Raw genomic sequence first — 21,277 nt, 5'->3', positions numbered from 1 at the left:
CACTCGGTTTTTCTATCCTTCGAAGTACTCTTTGTAAAAACCGCCAATCTTGCCGGTATTATCGATAACAAAGTAAAATTCGTCTGTTTCATTTTTAAGTGGGTATTGTTTACCAACAGTTAATACCTCATTAACCACATATTTTTTAGCATCCGTATGCACGCATGTCAATGTTCGAATTGTTGGCGCATCTGTCCATGTTTGATGGATCATACGTATTCCCTCCTTCTTACAACATAAGTCTCTTTTATTGTACAAGAAAAGAGGCCAGCAAGCTAGCCTCTTCAATTCGACTATTAACCTTCAAGTAACAGCTGTTCTGGATCCTCAATTAATTCTTTTACTTTTACAAGGAAACTTACTGCTTCTTTACCATCAACAATACGGTGATCATATGATAATGCTAAATACATCATTGGACGATTTTCAAAACGTTCATTATCAATCGCTACTGGACGCATTTGAATCTTGTGCATACCTAAAATACCTACTTGAGGCGCATTTAAAATCGGCGTTGACCAAAGGGAACCAAACACTCCACCATTTGTAATGGTAAACGTTCCTCCTTGCATATCTCCAAGTTGTAATTTATTATCTCGTGCTTTTTTACCGAGTTCACCAATGCCTTTTTCAATACCTGCAAAACCTAGACGGTCTGCGTCACGTAAGACTGGCACGACAAGGCCTGTATCTGTTGATACAGCGATTCCAATATCATAAAATTTCTTAATTAATAGCTCATCACCTTGAATTTCCGCGTTTAATAATGGGAATTCTTTAAGGGCACCAACAACTGCTTTCGTAAAGAAAGACATAAACCCTAATTTCACACCGTTTTTATCTAAAAATGCATCTTTGCGACGCTTACGCAAATCCATAACAGCAGTCATATCAACTTCATTAAACGTTGTTAGCATCGCTGATGTTTGTTGAACTTCAACTAGACGTTTAGCGATCGTTTGTCTGCGACGCGACATTTTCTCCCGCTCTACTGGCTTACCAACTTCCCCAGTATTATTCGTTTCTGGTTGTTTGCTTTGTTTAGGAGCTTCTTCTTTTTTCGGTTTTTGAGTATGTGCCTCTATGTCTTGACGGCGAATTTTACCTGTCGGATCTGTTGGTGTAATTGAATCAAGCGAAATCCCTTTTTCACGAGCTAATTTACGAGCCGCAGGAGATGCAAGTGGGCGATTGTTGCTTGTAGATTCTTCTTCCTCACTTCTCACTTCTTCTTTTTCAGGTTTCTTTTCTTCTTTAGGCTCTTCTTTTTTCTCTTCGGATTTGCTTTCGGAAGAAGATGACTCTCCACCTGCAGTACCACTTTCATCAATAATAGCGATTACCTCGCCAATTTCAACCGTATCACCTGGCTCACGTTTGAATTCCTTAATAACACCAGATGTTTCAACAGGTATTTCTGCATTTACTTTATCTGTCTCAAGTTCTGCGATAAAATCGCCTTGTTCAACATAGTCGCCTACTTCTTTAAGCCACTGTGAGATCGTTCCTTCTGTAATCGATTCTCCTAGTTCTGGTACTTTAATTTCAGTCACTTCAAAAAGCCTCCTTAGTTTTTGCGGGTCAATGACTCCGAAATGATGCGTTTTTGTTCCAACTTATGTGCGTTTGATACGCCTTCAGCCGGGCTAGAACGATGAGTCCTACCAATGTAACTAAGTGGAACATCTTGCGGAAGGATTTCTAGAATACGAGGCTCCATAAACGTCCATGCGCCCATATTCTTCGGCTCTTCTTGAACCCATTTGACTTCTTCTAAATTAGGAAACTCTTTTAATAGTTCACGTATCGCACGTCTTGGGAATGGATATAATTCCTCAACACGAATAATGTGTACCCAACTCCAGTCTTCGTCGTTTTTCTTGACGTAATCCTGAAGTTCCACAGCCAATTTTCCACTACAAAGAATAATTCGTTTAACCGCTTCTCTATTTTTCCCAAGGTTTGGTTCTTCCATAATGGATTGAAATTCACCTTCAGTAAACATAGACGTTTCAGAAGCAATTGCTTGGTTTCGCAACAAACTTTTTGGTGTCATGATGATCAATGGTCGCACGGTATTCTTTTGTAGTATTTTCGCTTGGCGACGTAGTATATGGAAATATTGGGCAGCAGATGTACAGTTAGCAATCGTCCAGTTGTTTTCAGCGGCAGAACTTAAGAACCGCTCCACACGACCACTTGAATGTTCAGGACCTGCTCCTTCGTAACCATGAGGAAGCAAAATGACCAACCCGGATTTTTGACCCCACTTAGCACGCGCTGCGGAAACCCATTGGTCAAAAATCACTTGTGCACCGTTAACAAAATCACCAAACTGCGCTTCCCAAAGAACAAGGGTTTCTTTGGAAAATACATTGTATCCGTATTCAAAACCTACACAAGCTTGCTCTGAAAGAGGACTATTATAAACTGCAAAAGAAGCATTCGCATCCTCAAAAGATTGTAAAGGTGTATAGGTTTCATTAGTCTCTCTGTCATGAAGAACAAGATGACGGTGTGCAAATGTTCCTCTTTCTGTATCTTGACCACTCAAACGAATCGGTGTACCATCATGAATAATCGAAGCAAAAGAAAGTACTTCTGCTAAGCCCCAATCGATGCTACCATCCCCATCAAACGCTTTCGCACGTCTTTGTAAGATTTTTTCAAGCTTTTGGTTTGGTTTAAATGTTTCTGGCCATTCCAGTAATTGCTCATTAAATGAAATTAGCTTGTCTTTTTCAATACCTGTTTTAATTTTCGGTAATCCGTCTACTATGAAATCAGGCGGACTAAGTTCATATTTCCGTTCTGTTTTATCTGCATTCACTTTGTTGTACTCTTCAAGCAGATAGTCATACATGTCATTATCTAGTTTTTTAGCATCTTCAGCAGAGATAACGCTCTCTTTATTTAGCTGTTCAGCATAAATGGCCCGAGCAGTCGGATGTTTACGGATTTGTGTATATAGATCGGGTTGTGTGACTGCAGGCTCATCACCTTCGTTGTGACCAAAACGTCTATAACCAATCAAATCAATCAAAAAGTCTTTTTTGAACTGACGACGATACTCAACCGCAAATTGAACCGCCTTTACACACGCTTCTGCATCATCTGCATTGACATGCACAATTGGCACTTCAAATCCTTTTGCCGGGTCACTCGCGTATGTAGTTGAACGTGAATCATACGTTTCTGTTGTATACCCAATATTATTATTAGCGATGATATGCAACGATCCACCAACATGGTAGCCATTAAGTCTACCCAAGTTTAACGTTTCAGTTACAATTCCTTGACCAGGAAATGCGGCATCTCCATGAATAAGAATGGAATATGCTCGTGTCGTATCTTGCATCGGAACACCCTTTTGACTGCGGTCTTCCTGAGCTGCACGTGCATACCCTTCCACAATAGGTGATACAAATTCCAAATGACTCGGGTTATTTGCTAAAGAAACGATTGTCTCATCTTGGTCATCATCAGAAATTTGCCGATCTGCTCCTAAATGATATTTCACATCGCCAGTCCAGCCTGTATACGTTTCTCCAAGACCTTCAGACGGTGCAATGAGTTTATTCGGAGCTTGCAAGAACTCTGCAAAAATGGCTTTAAACGGTTTTCCTAATGTATGAGCAAGCACATTTAGTCGTCCTCTATGCGCCATACCGATCATGACATGGTCCGTTTTTTCTTTTCTTACTTCTCCAATAGCTTTATCAAGCATCGGTACTAAAGCATCTACACCTTCAATGGAAAAGCGTTTTTGCCCAACGAATGTACGGTGGATAAATTTCTCAAAACCTTCTACTGAAGTTAACCGTTCAAGTAGTGCTCGCTTGTCTTCTTGAGAAAGTTGATCAGCATACGTTTGTGACTCTATTTTTCGACGCAGCCACTCCCGCTCTTCTTCGTCTTGCACATGACCAAATTCAACTGCCATTGTTTTTGTGTACACATTGCGCAAATGTTCAATTGCCTGAAGCCCATTCGTTACATTAGAAGGTGCATCTGGGCAAATCAATTTGACTGGCACTTTCCTTAACTCATTTTCCGTTACATTAAAACGCTCATAGCTTAGCAGATCATCATTCTTATGATTTTTCCAAATCGGTTGAATATCTGACGCTAAGTGACCTTTGGCACGAATAAATTCGGCCAGCTTCACCGCTCCTACGACTGCATTTATCATGTCCGCCCCGATTGCACCTGCTTCACTTGCGTTAGACGAGCTGACTTTCTCCTCTAAAGCTGGCGGGCCCCATTTTTCAAAGTGAGCACGTGTTTCTTCATCCACGGAGTTCGGGTCTTCCGCATATTGCTCATACAGCTCAATCACGACTCCAAGGTTAGGACCATAAAATTCCTGCCAAGGCTTTTCCGGGCTGTGTTCCTTGCTGGACATGTGATTTAAACCTCCTACAACGATTGTTCGCACTATTTGCGAACGTCTATTTTCAAGCGCTTACAGAACTATATTACCATTTCCCAGCGGTTTACTCAAAAATTTCGCTTCTAGTCATCTTTAAAAGATACAAAATAACTTAAAAACCGAGAGGAAATTGGTCACTTAAATTTTAGCGCGTTTGCGCACGAAAATCTAGCTTTTTTATCGAGGATTCTGCCTATTTCGTCATAAAGCGCTTTCTTTCGAGTGTTGCAGGCTGTTCACCCGCGTTTTTTTAACCCTTATTAGTTCTCTTTTTCAGCTTGGCTCCCACCCTTTTTCATGCTGCCTTCTATAAAAGAGTCTCTTTGTTTACTTTTTTATTCTATTTATGAAGAAACGTAAGCATATACCAACCGCCCTCTTTTACTACCGGCTTAGCTTCAATAAACTTAAATCCAGCTTTACGTGCTGATTCAATTAATTCTTTTTTGGTAGGCAAAGGATGCATCTCTTCATGAGCGGTCATAAAACTATTAAAAGCGCTCGCAAAACGTTTCCCGTGTTTTCCGTCAGCTATTGGTGAAATGACAATTAACGTTCCATTTTTGTTCACTATGGAGGATGCTCGCTTTAACATGGAGAGTCTTTCTTTTACTGGGAAATAGTAAAGAATGTTGTTAAGCATCACTGCATCATATGGTTGTTCTGGTGTTATTTCATAAAAATCGCCTTGGGCAATTTGAACATTATCAAAATGATTGCTTTCAACGGCTCGTGTACACACATCTTGATCGACTTCAATTCCATCGAATTGAATCTTTGGAAATTTGCCTGCTAGCCGCTTTAAATATCCGCCATAACCACAACCAACATCAAGAACTGATTTGACCTTTCTTGTCTTTAACACAGTAGTCACTTTTGGTAATGTTAATGTTTCTAATAAACTAGATGTTTCTGCAACCATATCTGCCATTTCAGGTCCATTTTCAGTTTCTTTTTTTGAGAGCTGCTTCTTATAGCTAAGCAATGTTGGGATATGCAATTCGAACATTTCTTCGAGCAATACACCTACTGACTGATTGCTTTCCTTTGTTAAGTATTTTATTATTTTTCGTTTCGTGCGAACTTTCTTTCCTCTTTTTTGCTCTAAATGACCTACCGCTATTCCGACTTCAACCCACCTTTTTAAAAGTGTCTCATCTAAATCATATATTTTTGCTACTTTCTCAACAGCTGAACTTCGCTTAAAATGCTGAAATAAATCTAAACTATATCCTAAGTGAGCATGCCAAGTTTGTAGGAATGGCTCTGTTTGCTTCATCCATTTTCTCGCATTCCACACTTTTAAATATTCACCAATCGCCATCTATTCACCTCATCTTCTTTTTCCAAGGATAATCCTCTTCTTCTGTAAATGTTCGCTTATTCATTTTTTGTTGAAGATACCGTTCATTTTCCGATTTGAATAGACGCTTCCCATCATTGATGGAAAAAGGCCAAATTCCTAAGCCGGAAATAGTAAACATATATTTGCTTAATAGCGTTTTGTTCTGTGCAAGTCGTTTAATTAAAAACGATCGGTTTCGTTGCCATAACGAGCCACTTCGTCCATAGACGAGGCCCCCCAAATGGGATAAACTCTGAACCGCCGACACACGCTTTCTTCTTACAAGCTCATACTGTGTCAACCAGCTTGTATGAAATTGTTGATTTGCTTCATACATATCTCCGATCAATTCTCCCAGCACATCGGCATCTTGTATAGCTAAATTCATCCCTTCACCTGCCATAGGATGAACACTATGCGCTGCATCACCTATAAGCGCAAAATGGTCTTTCACATAATGGCTTGCGTGTTGTTTTATCGGAACCATTAACTGAATGTCTTTCCAACTTTGTACCTTTTGTACATACCCATCCAACTCTGGATATAAAGAAAGATAGCGGCTGTAAAACTCTTCTAGTGATCGCTTTCTCATTTCCTTAAACTCACCTTTTCGGACCAAATAGACGGTGCGTACGTCGTTGTTTGGTAAAGGGAATAAGCCAAGAAATCGATCTTGAGTAGAGATCATCTCACCAATACGTAACTCACTTGGACCTGAAAATGAAACGGTTAAGAAGTCGTGATTATATAATTCTCTAGATCTACTAGCTCCAATGTGGGTACGAATCTTCGAGGACAGGCCCTCTGCCCCAATAATATAATTTGCTTCAATTGCTTGTTCCTCACCATCTTTTTTAATGATCGCCTTATGCTCATTTTCCAGCCTTTGAAATGTAGCGGGCTGAAAACTTGTATACGTGCTATACTGTTTTGCTTCGTTCATTAGTTTTGCTTTTATTAAACTATGTGGCATCATAGCCGCGTAATTATATGGATTTTTTAAAAGACTATAAGACATGGTTTGTTCAAGCAATGGTTTTTTCTCTTGATTAAATTCCGTTATACCTATATCAGAGAATTCATTCCATTCTTCCTTGAACTGTTGTAACATCCCTAACCGATCAAATATTTGAATTGTTTTTGGTTGAATTAATTCTCCTTTATACACTTTTCCGAGCGTGGGGTCTTTCTCTACTACTGCCACTTTAATATTGCGTTTTACTAATTTGATAGCAAGCGTTAATCCTGCTACTCCACCACCGATAATGAGTACATCTGTCTTCACGCTTCCACCTCGTTTTCTACACTCTCATTCCCAATTTCGTTTTAGTTGAAACGAAACTATAGTGTAAAATTATTGTTTGTCGTGATAGTATTAGAAATGTAATTTATTATAGGGAGAGACTAAGCAGATGCGGAAATGGCTCTATTCCATTGCGCTTCTTGGTGTTATGAGTGTAATCATTATCGTTTTATTGTTTGAACAAAATGATCGATTTCGCCAAGGCGTCTATAAAACAATGATCGCGGAAAACCAAATCCCAGAAGAATATGTACCAATTTATCAAGAAGCGTCTGATGAATATGGAATCCCTTGGGAACTCCTCGCCTCTGTACATCGTGTAGAAACTATTTTTTCAACAATGGATCCTCTAGTCAGTCCAGTAGGTGCATTAGGGCACTTTCAATTTATGCCCCGTACTTGGGTGGGTTGGACGTATCCTGGGGTTGATGACATCGGTAATATCGATGAAGAGACTGATATTACAGATACCTTCTTAATCGAAGAACATCAAGGCTATGGTACGGATGCGAAGGGGACGGGTCAAGCAGATCCATTTGATTTAAATGACTCTGCCCATGCAGCTGCTCGGTATTTGGCCGATCACGGCGCAACCGAAGGAGACTTTGAACAAGCTTTATTCTCTTACAACAAAAGCGAAGATTATGTTGAAGAAGTATTAAACTATTACCAAACGTATATTGAACAAGGATACGAATTAATTAGTATCCCTTTTCAGAACCATGCAGAATAAAGATGCAACCCAATTACTCGCTTATATCAAGGAGTGGCACCCCAAATGTTAAAGTCTAAAAAACTTAACTTTGGGGTGTTTTGTATGGTCAAAAAAACCTATCTTAAAAGTATGTATAAAAAAGCCTCGTGTGAAGACAACATATTAATAAACTGTTGCTTCCTAATTTTGAATAAGGTAAACCCCCTTCATGAGTCTTGAATTCGTGCACGTATCATTGGATTAAACGAAAATTGGCTAGCCAAAGTCCGGTATATACCGAACTTCAACTAGCCCTTCCGTTGCTTATAAAAACTCTACTTTGTGGAGTTCACGACCTTTATTGAATGTAGATAGGCTCTTCCTCTTCTAAAATAACTGGAATGGGCTCTTCATAAGATTGTGGTTTTCCTGAATGTGAAGGAGCTGGTTCTTCCTGCTGACACCCTGTTAAAAAGAAAAAAAACATAAGTATAGTGCAACTAGAAACAAGTAAACCCTTTCCTTTCGTATTCATGTTACTCAATTATCCTCACAAGTGGTTCGACACTTACATCCACATTTCCTGAAAGTGCTCTAGAAATCATGCACGTTTGTTCAGCTTTTTGTGCAAGTTTCTCTGCTTTTTCCACGGATTGATCAGGCTCTAGTATAACCGTAGGCTGATGATGAATTGACTGGAACGTAAATACATTTGCCGTCACATCTACTTTTGCTTCAGAATGTAGCTTTAATGAAGCCACATGTATACCAGAGCGCTCCAACATTGCAGCATAAGTAATAATAAAGCATGTACTAGCTGCGCCAAGTAGCATCTCATCTGGATTCGTTCCGACACCCGGTCCGTTCATACTACTAGGGATTGAAATGGATTGCTTCAAATTACCCGCCTCAATCTTGCCTGTACTATTTCGTCCCCCATCCCACTCAGCATCTAACAAAAATGAATGAATCACCTTCATCCCTCCATTAAAACTCGATATCCCAACTAAATTTTGATTGATTTTCTTTTCGCTGATAGCGTAACTTAGCAGTAAACGTTTTTCCGTTTTTCGATTTTAAACCCTTTGTTTCTGCAAATCCATCTTTAAGCAACTTTTTAACCATTGTTTTTGTAGGCTTTTTTTTAAATGATGCTAGGAACTTATCGTTTTTCCAAATGACAAACGTACACCCATTTTTCCAGTTACTACATCCAAAACCTTTACTCGTCTCTTTTACCGCTTTGCCACAAAGAGGACAGCTACCAAGTACTTCATGACTCTGCCTCTGTTTAGATGCAACTGTTTGTATAATGGGACCATCGTCTTTTTTGATTAAGTCCACCGCTTCTTGAATAAATGAAAAGATCTCGTTCATAAAAGCTTGTTTATTGCCAGTTCCTTTTTCTATTTCTAATAATTGCTTCTCCAATTTCCCTGTAAAGGAAAGATCAAATAAATCTCTTCCTGGAAACTGTTCGACTAATTTTCTCCCAGTTTCTGAACAATGTAATTGTTTACGGTCTTGATTTACATAACCGATATCAATTAATTTCTTAATTGTATCTGCACGAGTCGCCGCTGTACCAATTGAATAACCTTTTAACAAATGCTCTGCTTCTTCAGCGTTTATTTTCTTCCCACAAGTCTCCATGACAGAAAGCAATGTTTTTTCGATGTGTGGTTTAGGAGCTGTTGTTTTGTGATCACTAATTTCAGCATCAACAGCTTGTACTTCATCACCCTCGACCACATATGGGAGTATTTTTTCGTTACTCTTTTGTGGGTCGGCTTTTTTCCAGCCTTCTACTAGTTCGCGTCTTCCTTTAGAGACAAAAACACCAGGCAATTCTGTTTCTAAAATTTGCGTCACTACCTCTGTTTCTTCATATACAGCTGCAGGCATAAACTGAACAATAAAGCGCGTTTTAATCGCATCATATACAATTTGTTCCTCTTTACTTAACTTTTTAGGAACCATATATGTTGGAATAATTGCGCTATGACTTTCAACTCTACTATTATTAAAAACACGCTTTGATTTGCTAAACTTGATCTCTTCTTCATATGGCAAACCTTTTTTAACTGCATTTAGCACGCCTGCTGTCTTCTTAAAAAGACTCTCTTCTAAAGCAGTACTAGAGGTTCGTGGATACGTAATGTATTTTTTCTCATAGAGCTTTTGAGCTGTCTTTAACACTTTATCAGATGTCCATCCGTTATACTTACTCGTTATGTATCCTTGTAGTTGAGATAAATTGAAAAGGAAAGGTGGTAGTTCTCTTTTCTCTGTTTTTTTAGTGTGAGCGACTACACCTTTAGCGTTTTTTAATAAAGGAAGAATTTGTTCCAGTGTTTCTCTCTTCGGAAAAGTAACCTCTTTGTCAACCGCATATGTTCCTTCGTACAGATCATTTCTAATTGTCTTAAAGGTTGCTTTTAATTTATAATAAGGTTCTGGTTTAAACTGTTCAATTTCTCGGTCACGGTCATAGATAATTTTTAATGTTGGTAAAAGTACCCTCCCAATATTAATTACCTTTCCATAACCTTTTTGATATTTTAACGTAGCGGTAGATGTTAAATTAATACCAATTGCCCAATCGGCCCACTGCCTACTTAATCCAGCGTCTCTTAAAGAAGCTAATTCTGAATTAGGTCTTGCCTCTTGCAACCCTTTTAATACTTCAGTTTCTGTCCATTCATTTAAAAGAACCCGAAAGACTGGTTTGTCTACTTTTAAACTAGAAATAATACTATCTCCTATAAGTTGACCTTCCCGGTCGTAATCACATGCGGAAATTAACGATATGACGTCTTTTCTTTTAGCAAGGCGGTGAATAAGTGTTAATTGTTTTTTAGCTCCAGCATCTGGTCTCTGTTGCTTTGTTCTTACTTTATACTTAAAGGCCACTGGAATAAAAGGAAAGTTATCCATACTCCACTTTGTGTACTTATTGTCATAGTCCTTTGCATCATAAAGTTGTAGCAAATGTCCAAAAGCCCATGTAACTATATACTCTGTTCCTTCATAATATCCATCTTTTTTTCCTTTTATTTTTAAGGCGTCTGCGATATTTTTTGCTACAGAAGGTTTTTCTGCGAGGATTAGCTTCATCAATATACTCCTCACTTATTAAGAACTTTTTGGCTTCAGTATAGCATATTAGAAGAAATGACAGTACGATTTCCTCTTACTATTATTTATGATTATCACCATCATTTATTTATCATTTTGCCTGTAAATCATAAGAATGGAGGGTGAAATGGATGGATGAAAAATTACGACAATTACTCGACACTTGTTATGAAACAGTTCAATCAAACACGAATTGTTGCTTAAGAGACTTTAGTACCAATCCACGGCTATTGCTTCAATGGATAGAAAAAGCAAATCAACAATTGGCTTCACTTGAAAATTCGATTGAAGGTTACGAGTTACATACTCACATTGGAACGCTCTTCCGAATTTACCAATCACCTAAAGCAATCGTTCACTTACAAAAAGCCCTTAAATTATCTATTGAATTAGACGATAAGAAGAAAGAACAACTTTCTTATATCCGCTTAGGTGAAGCTTATAAATATGCTGGAAAGGCTCAAGCATATACTTGTTTTGTGACTGCATTAGAGTTAGCTAACAAAAACAATAACTATGCACTTGATTTTGTTTACCAGCATTTAGGGAAATGGCATTTAGAACAAAAAGAAGGGGTAAAAGCGAAGCTATTATTCCAGGAAGCATTAAAGCCGCGCTCGAATACACTGAAATGACATTATTGGAAAAATAATTGAAAAAATATAAAAAAAGTGGTTTATTACAAAACAATTCCGGGAACCGATTTGTTAGTAACCTTATCTGTATTTAGGAGTGATCTATAATGTTAAGTGAGCTAAAAGACGATCTACTTATTGAGGCTTGTAATAAAGCTATCCAAAATAATTTAGAAGCAGACTTTATTGAACTGTTAAAAGAGGAAATAGAGAGACGTGGAATGTATATTTCTAATTAATTATTACACATTTCGATTAATTTCCTTTTTTACACCTTTCTTTTTATTTCTTATTAAAAATCTATCCTCATATCTTTTAACTTGCTAACTTTCACTTTACTACCTACTGCTTTTTTAACATTCGACAGTTACTTACAAATTTCCCTTATTATTTATAATTAAACCTAAAACAATTGTTTGCGCTTTCCAGTTAATTCGTCAACACCAGCACTGATTACAAAATAATATTGCCCTTTTGCGTCCTTTTTTATCTGCTTCAAGAAAACACTCCTCAAATTAATATATTTGAGGTGACTTTAAGAAAACAAGTTTATCCCAATGATTATGTTTATTTAAATTTATAGTATTGAACAAAACTTCTTTGTATTGCAAGTTTGAAGTAATTTATAAAAGAAGCCAGAAAACACTTAATTTTTTGGTTTTCTGGCTTCTTTTTATTCAATTAAAGCTTGATTGTTGAACTGTCTCAGCTAGCACAATAATTATTCGTATTTGTGATGAGGTAATTGTACTTCAAATTTTCGATTACTCTGTATAGTTCTTTAGTTAAAATCCTTATTATATCGAAAAGCCAGATATATTCCTGATGCGAAGAAGGCAATAGAATATTTAAATAGGAAGAAAATTTGCCACATATATTCTTTCGGGAAAATTATGTCGCACAAAATCACTCCAAATAACATAATAAGAGCACTTTTTAAATGGATTTGATTTGTTCTTTCGTCAGCTTTACCCATTTTTTTTAGATACACGAATAACAGGATTACTCCGACTAAAACTAATACAAAACCACTACCAACAAGCATATTCCAATTACCAGTTGATTTTTCCGCCCAGGTTCTTAAAGGGTCAAAGACTGCATTTGATATTTCTGAACTAATTTTTATCTTGATCACTTCCTTTCACATAAGTAAAAATATCGTTAACGTTTACGTTAAAGAAATCAGCTATTCGAAAAGCTAAAACGAGAGAAGGAGAGTAATTGTTCTTCTCCATAACAAATATAGTTTGTTTAGAAACACCTACAGCGTCCGCCAAATCTTTTTGCGTCATTCTTTTTAAAACCCTATGTTCGTACACCTTATTTTCAATGCAATCCTCAAATTCTTTCTTCAAGGTCCACACCTTCCTTTATAACTACATTTATATAGTAAACTATACTGACGAAAAAGTAAAGTATACTTATATAAAATAAAAGTAAAATTAGTTTACGCCTAAATGAGTAGAATCTAACTTTCTTTTACTAAGTTATACATTGAAGACATATACTTAACGCTAAATTAGGTTATATGGTAATCTACGTTTAAATATAAGGAATGCGTATGATGCTTACAGAGCATAAAGAGGCATTAATAAAATTGGAAAAGGAAGAATGGGAAGTAGAATTACATGGAGAGCTTGACGAGGAACAATGGTGGGAAATCAGTGAGATTATCATGGATCCTGAAAAACACACTCTTCCTATTAAAATAAAGTACTGGAAAGAAGAATATTACTTTGAACAGGAATGTTAATATTTAAAGTGGATCATCAAGGTAAACGAGTACGAATTGAGTATAAGGCTCCTCATGAATTAGAACGCGAGTGGATTAATATACGGGTAATTTATGATGTGCAACGGGTTTAACATCAGAATAACGCTCTTTTCTATATCAGTAAACGCAATAGTTGCCATAAATAAATTTGATTAGTTTTTTTGGAGACATGCTTTCCTTTAAATCGATTAAATAAGGGCACATAGTAAAGTTCCTCAAAATGGTATTTCTTGCTAATTGGAACGTAGATCCAGCAGAAAGCTATTGGAAGAACGACAATGGAGATGATTCCTTCTGCTCTTATAAAGGTTAAGGAAGCAAGAAAATAAAGTACAAAAGCCAATACTATCATGTATAGAGGCATTAAAATAAGCGCTTGTATTTTGTTCCAAGTATTCATAGTTGTTATTTTTGATTCCTCATTCAAGCTAATCACCTACTTTTTATTATCACTTGTGAAGAAGTCCACAGCTTTATCAATAAAGTTCTTACGCTCTTCATAATCCCCCATTGAAACTTGACCGTTAGGCGCTACTTCAACATGAACTTTGGTATCCCAGTTTTCTCCCTCGTCGTCGCTCAACCACACAATAATCTCTTGACTGCTCGTTTTAGGCATAGACGTTCCAATAATGGGTAAAGTTCCTAAGATAAAGTTTTTCCCTTTATCTTTCACAAAATCACCAATTGCTTTATCCTTCTTTTCTTCCATAACAACGGTATTATCCTTCTTAGTATTTCCTTTATATTCGCCACGAGAAATGGATTTCCCTACCCTATAAGTTAATATACCGCCAACAAACATCGCTCCATGAGCTAACCAGACATTGGATCTTGTTTGTGTATAGCCATTTGTATAATAGTGTGTGTCAGGCTCATGTCTAAAGAGGATAAACTCTCCGTTTTCAACAGTATAATGGAGCTCTTTTCCATTCACCGCAGTAAAGGTTTGCACACGCACACCAGCATCTTTTAGCGCTTGTATGTCTATGTTACCGCCTTTAGCTTCTATGTGACCATCGCCCCAATCATGAACAATTTCCCCACCTATTTCATCACCATTTGCAGAAGTTATTACATTCCCATCAGCATCAACGGACATTCCTGCAACCTGCTGGTTTGGGTTGTAGTGGTTTACTACATCTATATGTCCGCTTGCAAGCATCATTCTTTGTGGCACACCATAAGCATAAGGGTTAAACCATTGTACAGCACCCATAGGATTCACTGCCATAGACATGGCCATCTGTGGTGAGTGTAACCGCTGCTAAGGTTGCTGGAGAGTTAATACCAGATTCCACAGCATTCATCAGATCTGATATGTAGTTTTGTAAAGGGCTTAAAATTTCAGCAAACTTAAGCATGGTCGCATTTGCTTTGTAATCAAATTCATATAGATTTTCAACTGTAATTTGAGCATATTTCTTCGCTCTATCAATGCTCGCTTGGATTTGAGTATCATCAAGCCTCGGAATTGATACTATATCGGATATCTCATCAAGTATAGCATTAACATTACTCGTGCTCTCTGCCGTTTCTTGCTTTAGTTTATCTAGTTGAGGCAGGATTTCACCTTCAATGAAGCCTTCGCTTACATATGCATTTGGATGCGAATCAAAACTATTTGCAGCATTCTTAACACTCATAAGCATGCTTTCGCCTTTATTTATTGAACTATCCCAGTATCTAATTAATGGTAAATGGCTGTTGCGAAAGAAGCCCTTGATTGATTGAGCGCGATACTGCCTCATAGATCTTCACACAACCAACTCCCTGGATTTTCTATATTATCCAGTATAGCGAAGTTGCAAAATAAAGTAAAAAGAAGACCTAATGGTCTTCTTTTTTGTATTAACTCTTGCATTGCCAATGAGCCTCGTTTGCACGGAATACTCGACGTAGAAATTAAGTTTGGTCAAAACCAGTTTTCCCCCTTGTTTCAATTGGCGAATCATTACTTGCCAACATATCAGTTGAAAATGGTGTTACAGACAGTATTACTACGGCAATGATGGAAAATAAATACTTTTTCATTCTTGACCATCTCCAATCAAATTTTGATTTACTCTACCTCTGTAAGCTAATTTACTATATTTTAATGCGCTTTCATTATCACCCTTCTCCTCAGATATTTCAACCATTTCTGCTGCAAGTTCACAAACTTCATAGTATAAACCTTCCGAATTTAATTCATTAATTGCCTCATCAATAACACTAGTATCCTTTTTTATATAAGCTCCTTCAATAAATTTACACCTTGATATGAATTCAGAATCTTTATGATATAAAGCGCCCTCTTTTGCCTTTTTAAAAACTTCGAGTGCTGCTGCAACATCATTTAATTTAAATAAAGAATGTGACAAATCAGCTAATGACGCCATTCCATAATAAGATTTTTTATGCTCTTTCACTTCGAGCGATTGCTTAAAGTATTTAACGGCAGACTCATAGTTTGATTGCGCGAACATGTTAAGACCCAAAGCTCTCAGCGTAATTCCATTAATTGATGGGTATGTACTTTCTTCTAAAATTTCCTTTAGACATAATTCAGCTTTATCGTAATTTTCCAGCTCAGAATATATAGCACCTAGTACTTGCTTACAATTTAAAGCTTTTTTTACAAAGTTCAATCTTCTAAAAGCAGTTTCTGCCTGCTCTAAATAAGACATTGAAAAGAGATATTGGTTTATACGGTAATAAGCGTATCCAATGTAACTTAAAAACTCTGCCTCTTCCGCATCATCTTGAACGTGTTCTAGAAGTCGTTCTGCCTTTCTAAACATCTTTACAGCAGTTCTATATCGTTTTTTGTTAAACTCGTACTGACCACTTACAAAGTAATAAAGATATTTTAGATAATGGTCTAAGCTAGTTTCTTTAAAGTTAAACTGGATTTCATTTGTTAAAATTCCATTATTCCCATTAATCATAGTCTGGTGCCGATATTCGATTAGTGAATAATAAGCTAATAACTTATCATTTTCTTCCATGTCCTCAAGCATAAGCTCTACTTCTTTTTTTAATAATGCGGCATCTTTATATGAACTAGCAATAATACAACTATGCCATTCAACAATTTTAGCGCCGACTTCCTCTGACGGTAGTGTACTGTTCATACCTTCACCTCTATAGTAATAGTAAGATTATTAAATTAATCATACTACATTATGTTAAATGTTGGAATTGAATCAATATATTTCCCAACCTCATTTCTACAAAAAATGTTATCCCATTATTATTAGATAATTTAAAGGATGATTAATTAACAGTATAGAAATTTTATATATTCTTAAACATGAATAGAGGAACTAATTTGGATATTTATGTGGATGTGGGTAGGAAGATTAGGAAATTGCGTAGAAGTCAGGGATGTAAAGATATTTTTGATCTTCCTTATCATACCACTTGCATAATCATCAATTGAAGCCTTATCCTGAATTCCAAAAAACAAAATCCCATTGTTCTCTAAAAGTTAAAAAACTGATGCCCATCAAAATAACCATATACATCTCCGAAAAGTATAATAAAAATTGTTTGTATCTCTGACATTTATAAGTTTGTAAATACTTTTTTCTGCAGGTATTGTTAACATGAGCAAAAAATTGAGTGCTATAAAACACTCTCTTAAAGTCTCTCAATTGATGCAAGTAAAGTCACCCCAAAAACTTACATCAACACCTTAACTATAAAAGTGAAATCCTCAAATCACTCATGTTTTAATCAATTTTTGTGACTAAGTGTGACTAAATTATTGATGTTAAAAAGTAGATGTGACTAAATGGTCTCAAGTAATACCTCTTAATTTTATCCCATTTATACATATAACCACTGCTATTTTGGAATATTGCCTAGTCTCACTCGCAATTCTAGTGTCACGTTTACTTTTTCATGCAAAGTATTTAGTCACACTCATTCATTTTCTAATGTTTTAGTTACAATTTACACCAATATCACTACCCCATATTCGTTACAAAACCCTTAGCGATTTGTAATCGTTTCTGGATACATATCATGTTGAAAGAGTCTTTGCTCCGCTAACTGTTCATACTTTGTTCCTTTTTTTCCATAGTTGCAGAATGGGTCGATTGAAATCCCACCACGAGGGGTAAACTTGCCCCATACTTCAATATACCGAGGGTCCATTAGCTCTATTAAGTCATTCATGATTGTGTTAACCGAATCTTCGTGGAAATCACCGTGATTACGGAAGCTAAATAAATACAATTTCAATGACTTGCTCTCGACCATTTTTACGTCAGGAATATAGCTGATGTAAATCGTTGCAAAATCGGGCTGCCTTGTTTTAGGACACAAAGTGGTAAACTCTGGACAATTAAACTTTACAAAGTAATCACGATAGGGGTGTTGATTATCAAATGTTTCAAGTACTCCTGGATTATAGTTAAATTCATAATCTGTCCCTTGATTTCCAAGTAGCGTTACACCATCTAAATTCTCTTCGTTTCTACCTACCATTGCCGTTCCTCCTCGTATGTTATGTTTAAGCACTAAAAATCCAAGAATAAATCACTGATACTTTCTTCTTAATTTGGGGACAAGCTCTTGGCTGCCTCGTGATATTTCTAGATAATGATCTTAGGATCATTTGGGACAATTCTTCTTCCTCCTGTGGCAAGACCGCCAGTATAGAATGTTTCTCAGTGAGCGCGCGGGACTCCATACTCGCAGGCTGAGCACCTTCCCTCTATACGCCTCTTTTATTTCCCCACAACAATGTATGAAGTTGTGGAAGCACTCGAACGTTATTCATTTCTGGATCGTTCATCGTTGTTTCAATCAGTTTTTCATAACTTACAAGCAACCTCGTTAACAAACTCTGTTGGTCCGTTGTTGCGCTATCAGTATTTCCTACTTGCAAATAAAACGCAATTTCAGGAAAACGGAGATGTACTTGTTTTGCATATTCAAAGTCTTTTTCATCAAAGACCACTACTTTTAAACTCGCCTTATTCCGTGATAGTTGGGCCATAAAGCGATCGAGTAACACCCAATTTGTTTTCATTCCCGAACTTGGTGGCTTAGGGCTTACTGTCACATCATCAACGTCAAACAACCAGTCTTGCCAAATCGTCCCTTGGGTCTCTACAGCCGTTTTAATTCCTCGCTCATGTAGTTGCTTAACCAGGTCGCTTAAGCCTGCATGCAATGCTGGATTACCGCCAGATATCGTCACATGACCATATTTACCAAATGCAAGTTGATCCAAACGAGAGATGATTTCGGCCGCTTTTAACGGCTCACTTTTTCCACTACCATCCCATGTAAAAGCAGAGTCGCACCAAGAACACCGATAATCACAACCTCCAGTACGTACAAACATCGTTTTCTGTCCAATGACCATTCCTTCACCTTGAATGGTCGGACCAAATACTTCTAAAACAGGTACTGGTTTACTCATATGATTGCCTCTTTGGTCTAAAAGTGACATAACTAGTTGGCGTTTCTCTCACAAATACTTGTAGGCAAGTGGGTCTGTTATCTAGCTTTTGTAATTTCGTTTCTACAAGTTCATAAATGGTTTCGGCCATCTTTTCTGTTGAGGGAGGATTAGAAGAAAACCGTTCATCCTCGTTAATAAGTGTATGATCAAACCGATCATGCACTGTTTGCTTTAATGCTTTAAAATCAACTAAAAAACCAAGCTCATCTAAATGGTCGCCACCGATTGTTAGATTAATAAAATACGTGTGACCGTGAATGTGTTGACATTTACCAGCCTGTGGATGATCAATGTAATGGGCAGCTGCCACTTGCATATCTTTATTAAGCTCATATTTAAAACCGTGGTAAGGAGTTGGGTAAATCTGTTGGATCATTACAAAGCACCTTCTTTGCTTTGTAAATAAGACTCGAGCCCTTTTTTACGAAGTTCGCATGAAGGACACTCCCCACAGCCATCACCTTGGATGCCTTCATAACAAGTGAGCGTTGTTTCGCGAATATAAGTAAGCTTCCCAAGATCATCCGCCATTTTCCATGTTTCTGCTTTATCCAACCACATAAGTGGGGTATGAATAACAAATTGATTATCCATAGCAAGATTTAATGTTACGTTTAATGATTTTATAAATATATCTCGACAATCTGGATATCCACTAAAGTCGGTTTCACATACACCTGTAATGATATGTTTTGCGCCTATTTCTCTCGCAGCAACAGCCGCAAACGATAAAAAGAGGTGGTTTCTGCCAGCGACAAACGTATTAGGCAACTCCCCTTCTCCCCCTGCGTCAACAGCCATATCACTTCGTGTTAGTGCGTTTGCGCTTAATTGGTTAATGAGTGTCATATCAAGCACTCGGGCACTAATTCCTTGATCAGCCGCAATCGCTTGTGCACATTCAATCTCTTTTTTATGGCGTTGTCCATAATCAAAAATAATTGCTGACACTTCGCTAAAACGTTCCATAGCCCAAAATAAACACGTTGTACTATCTTGACCTCCACTAAAAACGACGACAGCTTTTTCTTTGTTCATGCTTCATTTCTCCTTTTGAGAACGAGCATTCGATCACTCCTGAAACTAATTAGTTTTTTATAGAGGGAGTTCGCGAACCTCTTCTTCCATCATTATTTTTAAACCAATCTGTATTGTACCATCTCTTTCCCTTTATTTGTTTGCAAATGCATGGATTCTTAGGTATTCTACAAAAGAGTAGTGTTACATAAATCTTCTGAAAGAAGGCGTTCTTTGTGAATTTCCAAGAAAAACTTGAAAACTATGCTGACCTAGCAGTCCGAGTTGGAGTAAATATTCAACCAGGGCAAACTCTATTTGTCCGCACCCCTCTATTTGCTGCTCCTTTTGTAAGAGTGGTCGCAAAAAAAGCCTATGAAGCAGGAGCAAAACATGTGCGAGTTGAGTGGGCTGACGAGGAATTAACAAGATTGAAATATGAACTTGCTCCTGAAGAAGCCTTCTCTGAATACCCTGAATGGCAAGCAAATACGCTCGTTCAAGAAGCAGAAAACAATGCTGCTTTCTTAAGCATCACTGGAGGAAACCCTGATTTACTTAAAGATGTAAACCCAGAGCGAGTTGCTACCGCTAATAAAACCGCAGGTGCTGCAAACAGCACATTCCGCAGTTATATCCAATCAGATAAAGTAAGTTGGTCTATCGTTGCTGTTCCATCGGTTGGCTGGGCCGAAAAAGTATTTCCAGAAAAAACAGGAGAAGAAGCCGTTTCGAAATTATGGGAAGCGATCTTTGCAGCAACGCGCATGAACGAGGAAGATCCAGTTGCAGCTTGGAAAAAACATTTAGCTACTTTAGATGAAAAAATGACAATATTAAACGAAAAACATTTCTCTGCACTTCATTACACAGCAGAAGGAACGGACTTGACAATCGAATTACCACAGACACATATTTGGGCTTCTGGCGGAAGCACAAGTAAGTCAGGCACTAACTTTGTTGCGAATATGCCAACAGAAGAAGTCTTCTCTGCTGCTAAGAAAGATGGCGTTAACGGAACAGTAACAAGTACAAAGCCACTTAACTATGGTGGTACACTTATTACAAACTTTTCATTAACATTTGAAAATGGAAAAGTTGTAGACTTTAGCGCGGAACAGGGAGAGGAAACGTTAAAACGTTTACTTGATACAGATGAAGGTGCGCGTTCAATTGGGGAAGTTGCTCTTGTTCCACATCGTTCACCTATTTCTGATACAAATATTATTTTTTATAATACGTTATTTGATGAGAATGCTTCCAATCACCTTGCCCTTGGTAGTGCATATGCCTTTAATATTGAGGGTGGTAAGGACATGAGCCCTGAAGAACTTGAGAAGAATGGCTTAAATCAAAGTATCACTCATGTCGATTTCATGATGGGTTCTGCTGACATGAATATTGACGGAATTGATAAAGATGGCAAGCGCGAGCCAGTATTCCGCAATGGTGGTTGGGCACTCTAAGAATTAAAAGCT

General features: G+C 37.4%; 23 protein-coding genes and 1 riboswitch. Of the genes, 5 read left to right on the top strand and 18 right to left on the bottom strand.

Annotated features, from left to right (window positions below):
• Positions 1 to 12 precede the first annotated feature (12 nt).
• The 5 genes from BK584_RS01725 to BK584_RS01705 form a co-directional block, all read right to left on the bottom strand.
• Positions 13 to 213, bottom strand: coding sequence for a DUF6501 family protein (locus tag BK584_RS01725; protein WP_078390988.1), 201 nt, complete (start codon positions 211 to 213; stop codon positions 13 to 15).
• An 83-nt stretch (positions 214 to 296) separates the two neighbouring features.
• Complete coding sequence (gene odhB, locus BK584_RS01720; RefSeq protein ID WP_078390987.1) at positions 297 to 1,553, bottom strand: 2-oxoglutarate dehydrogenase complex dihydrolipoyllysine-residue succinyltransferase; 1,257 nt, start codon at positions 1,551 to 1,553, stop codon at positions 297 to 299.
• Between the two features lie 14 nt (positions 1,554 to 1,567).
• Entirely contained in the window at positions 1,568 to 4,405 is a 2,838-nt protein-coding gene (locus tag BK584_RS01715; protein ID WP_078390986.1) for a 2-oxoglutarate dehydrogenase E1 component, read from the bottom strand.
• A 367-nt stretch (positions 4,406 to 4,772) separates the two neighbouring features.
• Complete coding sequence (locus BK584_RS01710; protein ID WP_078390985.1) at positions 4,773 to 5,756, bottom strand: class I SAM-dependent methyltransferase; 984 nt, start codon at positions 5,754 to 5,756, stop codon at positions 4,773 to 4,775.
• 4 nt (positions 5,757 to 5,760) lie between these two features.
• Positions 5,761 to 7,062, bottom strand: a complete 1,302-nt coding sequence (locus BK584_RS01705; RefSeq protein WP_078390984.1) for an FAD-dependent oxidoreductase — start codon at positions 7,060 to 7,062, stop codon at positions 5,761 to 5,763.
• A gap of 127 nt (positions 7,063 to 7,189) precedes the next feature.
• Here BK584_RS01705 and BK584_RS01700 point away from each other — a divergent pair, with 127 nt between their 5' ends.
• The gene (locus BK584_RS01700) at positions 7,190 to 7,813 is read left to right on the top strand and encodes a lytic transglycosylase domain-containing protein (RefSeq protein ID WP_078390983.1); all 624 of its coding nucleotides are present in this window, start codon (positions 7,190 to 7,192) and stop codon (positions 7,811 to 7,813) included.
• Positions 7,814 to 8,132: 319 nt separating this feature from the next.
• Here BK584_RS01700 and BK584_RS24410 read toward each other — a convergent pair whose 3' ends face one another.
• The 3 genes from BK584_RS24410 to BK584_RS01690 are packed head-to-tail and all read right to left on the bottom strand — an operon-like array spanning position 8,133 to position 10,891.
• Positions 8,133 to 8,309 (bottom strand): hypothetical protein, encoded by a 177-nt coding sequence (locus BK584_RS24410; RefSeq protein WP_169870995.1) that lies wholly within the window; start codon positions 8,307 to 8,309, stop codon positions 8,133 to 8,135.
• Position 8,310: 1 nt separating this feature from the next.
• A complete protein-coding gene (locus tag BK584_RS01695) occupies positions 8,311 to 8,748 on the bottom strand; it encodes an OsmC family protein (RefSeq protein WP_078390982.1) in 438 nt (145 codons plus the stop codon).
• 13 nt (positions 8,749 to 8,761) lie between these two features.
• Positions 8,762 to 10,891: a type IA DNA topoisomerase gene (locus tag BK584_RS01690; protein WP_078390981.1), complete on the bottom strand. Its 2,130-nt coding sequence runs from the start codon at positions 10,889 to 10,891 to the stop codon at positions 8,762 to 8,764.
• Between the two features lie 152 nt (positions 10,892 to 11,043).
• Between BK584_RS01690 and BK584_RS01685 the strand changes: the two genes are divergently transcribed.
• Entirely contained in the window at positions 11,044 to 11,547 is a 504-nt protein-coding gene (locus tag BK584_RS01685; RefSeq protein ID WP_078390980.1) for a hypothetical protein, read from the top strand.
• A 107-nt stretch (positions 11,548 to 11,654) separates the two neighbouring features.
• Entirely contained in the window at positions 11,655 to 11,786 is a 132-nt protein-coding gene (sda, locus tag BK584_RS01680) for a sporulation histidine kinase inhibitor Sda (protein ID WP_078390979.1), read from the top strand.
• A 542-nt stretch (positions 11,787 to 12,328) separates the two neighbouring features.
• Here sda and BK584_RS01675 read toward each other — a convergent pair.
• Both BK584_RS01675 and BK584_RS01670 read right to left on the bottom strand, forming a co-directional pair.
• Positions 12,329 to 12,679, bottom strand: a complete 351-nt coding sequence (locus tag BK584_RS01675) for a DUF2178 domain-containing protein (RefSeq protein ID WP_078395339.1) — start codon at positions 12,677 to 12,679, stop codon at positions 12,329 to 12,331.
• Positions 12,663 to 12,902, bottom strand: a complete 240-nt coding sequence (locus BK584_RS01670) for a helix-turn-helix transcriptional regulator (protein WP_078390978.1) — start codon at positions 12,900 to 12,902, stop codon at positions 12,663 to 12,665. Before BK584_RS01670 ends, BK584_RS01675 begins: the two co-directional genes overlap by 17 nt.
• Before the next feature lie 209 nt (positions 12,903 to 13,111).
• Between BK584_RS01670 and BK584_RS01665 the strand changes: the two genes are divergently transcribed.
• Positions 13,112 to 13,300 carry a YolD-like family protein gene (locus BK584_RS01665; RefSeq protein ID WP_169870993.1) on the top strand — a complete coding sequence of 63 codons (189 nt, stop codon included), beginning with the start codon at positions 13,112 to 13,114 and terminating at the stop codon, positions 13,298 to 13,300.
• A gap of 457 nt (positions 13,301 to 13,757) precedes the next feature.
• Here BK584_RS01665 and BK584_RS01655 read toward each other — a convergent pair whose 3' ends face one another.
• The 8 genes from BK584_RS01655 to queC all read right to left on the bottom strand — a co-directional run bounded on the left by BK584_RS01655 (position 13,758) and on the right by queC (position 19,820).
• Positions 13,758 to 14,555: a hypothetical protein gene (locus BK584_RS01655; RefSeq protein ID WP_078390975.1), complete on the bottom strand. Its 798-nt coding sequence runs from the start codon at positions 14,553 to 14,555 to the stop codon at positions 13,758 to 13,760.
• Positions 14,518 to 15,072, bottom strand: coding sequence for an LXG domain-containing protein (locus BK584_RS01650; RefSeq protein WP_078390974.1), 555 nt, complete (start codon positions 15,070 to 15,072; stop codon positions 14,518 to 14,520). Before BK584_RS01650 ends, BK584_RS01655 begins: the two co-directional genes overlap by 38 nt.
• 154 nt (positions 15,073 to 15,226) lie before the next feature.
• On the bottom strand, positions 15,227 to 15,355 hold the full coding sequence (locus BK584_RS25280) for a hypothetical protein (RefSeq protein WP_281255720.1): 129 nt from the start codon (positions 15,353 to 15,355) through the stop codon (positions 15,227 to 15,229).
• Complete coding sequence (locus BK584_RS01645) at positions 15,352 to 16,437, bottom strand: Rap family tetratricopeptide repeat protein (RefSeq protein ID WP_078390973.1); 1,086 nt, start codon at positions 16,435 to 16,437, stop codon at positions 15,352 to 15,354. Before BK584_RS01645 ends, BK584_RS25280 begins: the two co-directional genes overlap by 4 nt.
• An 862-nt stretch (positions 16,438 to 17,299) precedes the next feature.
• A complete protein-coding gene (gene queF, locus BK584_RS01640) occupies positions 17,300 to 17,797 on the bottom strand; it encodes a preQ(1) synthase (protein WP_078390972.1) in 498 nt (165 codons plus the stop codon).
• Between the two features lie 229 nt (positions 17,798 to 18,026).
• On the bottom strand, positions 18,027 to 18,740 hold the full coding sequence (gene queE, locus BK584_RS01635) for a 7-carboxy-7-deazaguanine synthase QueE (RefSeq protein ID WP_078390971.1): 714 nt from the start codon (positions 18,738 to 18,740) through the stop codon (positions 18,027 to 18,029).
• Positions 18,733 to 19,158: a 6-carboxytetrahydropterin synthase QueD gene (gene queD, locus BK584_RS01630; RefSeq protein WP_078390970.1), complete on the bottom strand. Its 426-nt coding sequence runs from the start codon at positions 19,156 to 19,158 to the stop codon at positions 18,733 to 18,735. The genes queE and queD overlap by 8 nt, the downstream gene beginning before the upstream one ends.
• Entirely contained in the window at positions 19,158 to 19,820 is a 663-nt protein-coding gene (gene queC, locus BK584_RS01625) for a 7-cyano-7-deazaguanine synthase QueC (protein WP_078390969.1), read from the bottom strand. The genes queD and queC overlap by 1 nt, the downstream gene beginning before the upstream one ends.
• A gap of 43 nt (positions 19,821 to 19,863) precedes the next feature.
• Positions 19,864 to 19,907: riboswitch (PreQ1 riboswitch) on the bottom strand.
• A gap of 128 nt (positions 19,908 to 20,035) precedes the next feature.
• Here queC and BK584_RS01620 point away from each other — a divergent pair.
• The gene (locus BK584_RS01620; protein WP_078390968.1) at positions 20,036 to 21,265 is read left to right on the top strand and encodes an aminopeptidase; all 1,230 of its coding nucleotides are present in this window, start codon (positions 20,036 to 20,038) and stop codon (positions 21,263 to 21,265) included.
• Positions 21,266 to 21,277 lie beyond the last annotated feature (12 nt).

Source organism: Shouchella patagoniensis (genome assembly GCF_002019705.1).
Lineage (GTDB): Bacteria > Bacillota > Bacilli > Bacillales > Bacillaceae_D > Shouchella > Shouchella patagoniensis.
Note: the sequence above shows the minus strand (reverse complement) of the source record. Positions and strands in the feature narration are given on the sequence as shown.

Excerpts from the sequence above, each read along its gene's own strand:
- queD (WP_078390970.1), bottom strand. The coding sequence starts at position 19,158 with ATGATCCAACAGATTTACCCAACTCCTTACCACGGTTTTAAATATGAG.
- BK584_RS01710 (WP_078390985.1), bottom strand. The coding sequence starts at position 5,756 with ATGGCGATTGGTGAATATTTAAAAGTGTGGAATGCGAGAAAATGGATG.
- BK584_RS01645 (WP_078390973.1), bottom strand. The coding sequence starts at position 16,437 with ATGAACAGTACACTACCGTCAGAGGAAGTCGGCGCTAAAATTGTTGAA.
- BK584_RS01655 (WP_078390975.1), bottom strand. The coding sequence starts at position 14,555 with ATGGCAGTGAATCCTATGGGTGCTGTACAATGGTTTAACCCTTATGCT.
- BK584_RS01690 (WP_078390981.1), bottom strand. The coding sequence starts at position 10,891 with ATGAAGCTAATCCTCGCAGAAAAACCTTCTGTAGCAAAAAATATCGCA.
- BK584_RS24410 (WP_169870995.1), bottom strand. The coding sequence starts at position 8,309 with ATGAATACGAAAGGAAAGGGTTTACTTGTTTCTAGTTGCACTATACTT.
- sda (WP_078390979.1), top strand. The coding sequence starts at position 11,655 with ATGTTAAGTGAGCTAAAAGACGATCTACTTATTGAGGCTTGTAATAAA.
- BK584_RS25280 (WP_281255720.1), bottom strand. The coding sequence starts at position 15,355 with ATGAAAAAGTATTTATTTTCCATCATTGCCGTAGTAATACTGTCTGTA.
- BK584_RS01715 (WP_078390986.1), bottom strand. The coding sequence starts at position 4,405 with ATGTCCAGCAAGGAACACAGCCCGGAAAAGCCTTGGCAGGAATTTTAT.
- BK584_RS01725 (WP_078390988.1), bottom strand. The coding sequence starts at position 213 with ATGATCCATCAAACATGGACAGATGCGCCAACAATTCGAACATTGACA.
- BK584_RS01650 (WP_078390974.1), bottom strand. The coding sequence starts at position 15,072 with ATGAGGCAGTATCGCGCTCAATCAATCAAGGGCTTCTTTCGCAACAGC.
- queC (WP_078390969.1), bottom strand. The coding sequence starts at position 19,820 with ATGAACAAAGAAAAAGCTGTCGTCGTTTTTAGTGGAGGTCAAGATAGT.
- BK584_RS01685 (WP_078390980.1), top strand. The coding sequence starts at position 11,044 with ATGGATGAAAAATTACGACAATTACTCGACACTTGTTATGAAACAGTT.
- queE (WP_078390971.1), bottom strand. The coding sequence starts at position 18,740 with ATGAGTAAACCAGTACCTGTTTTAGAAGTATTTGGTCCGACCATTCAA.
- queF (WP_078390972.1), bottom strand. The coding sequence starts at position 17,797 with ATGGTAGGTAGAAACGAAGAGAATTTAGATGGTGTAACGCTACTTGGA.
- BK584_RS01700 (WP_078390983.1), top strand. The coding sequence starts at position 7,190 with ATGCGGAAATGGCTCTATTCCATTGCGCTTCTTGGTGTTATGAGTGTA.
- BK584_RS01665 (WP_169870993.1), top strand. The coding sequence starts at position 13,112 with ATGCTTACAGAGCATAAAGAGGCATTAATAAAATTGGAAAAGGAAGAA.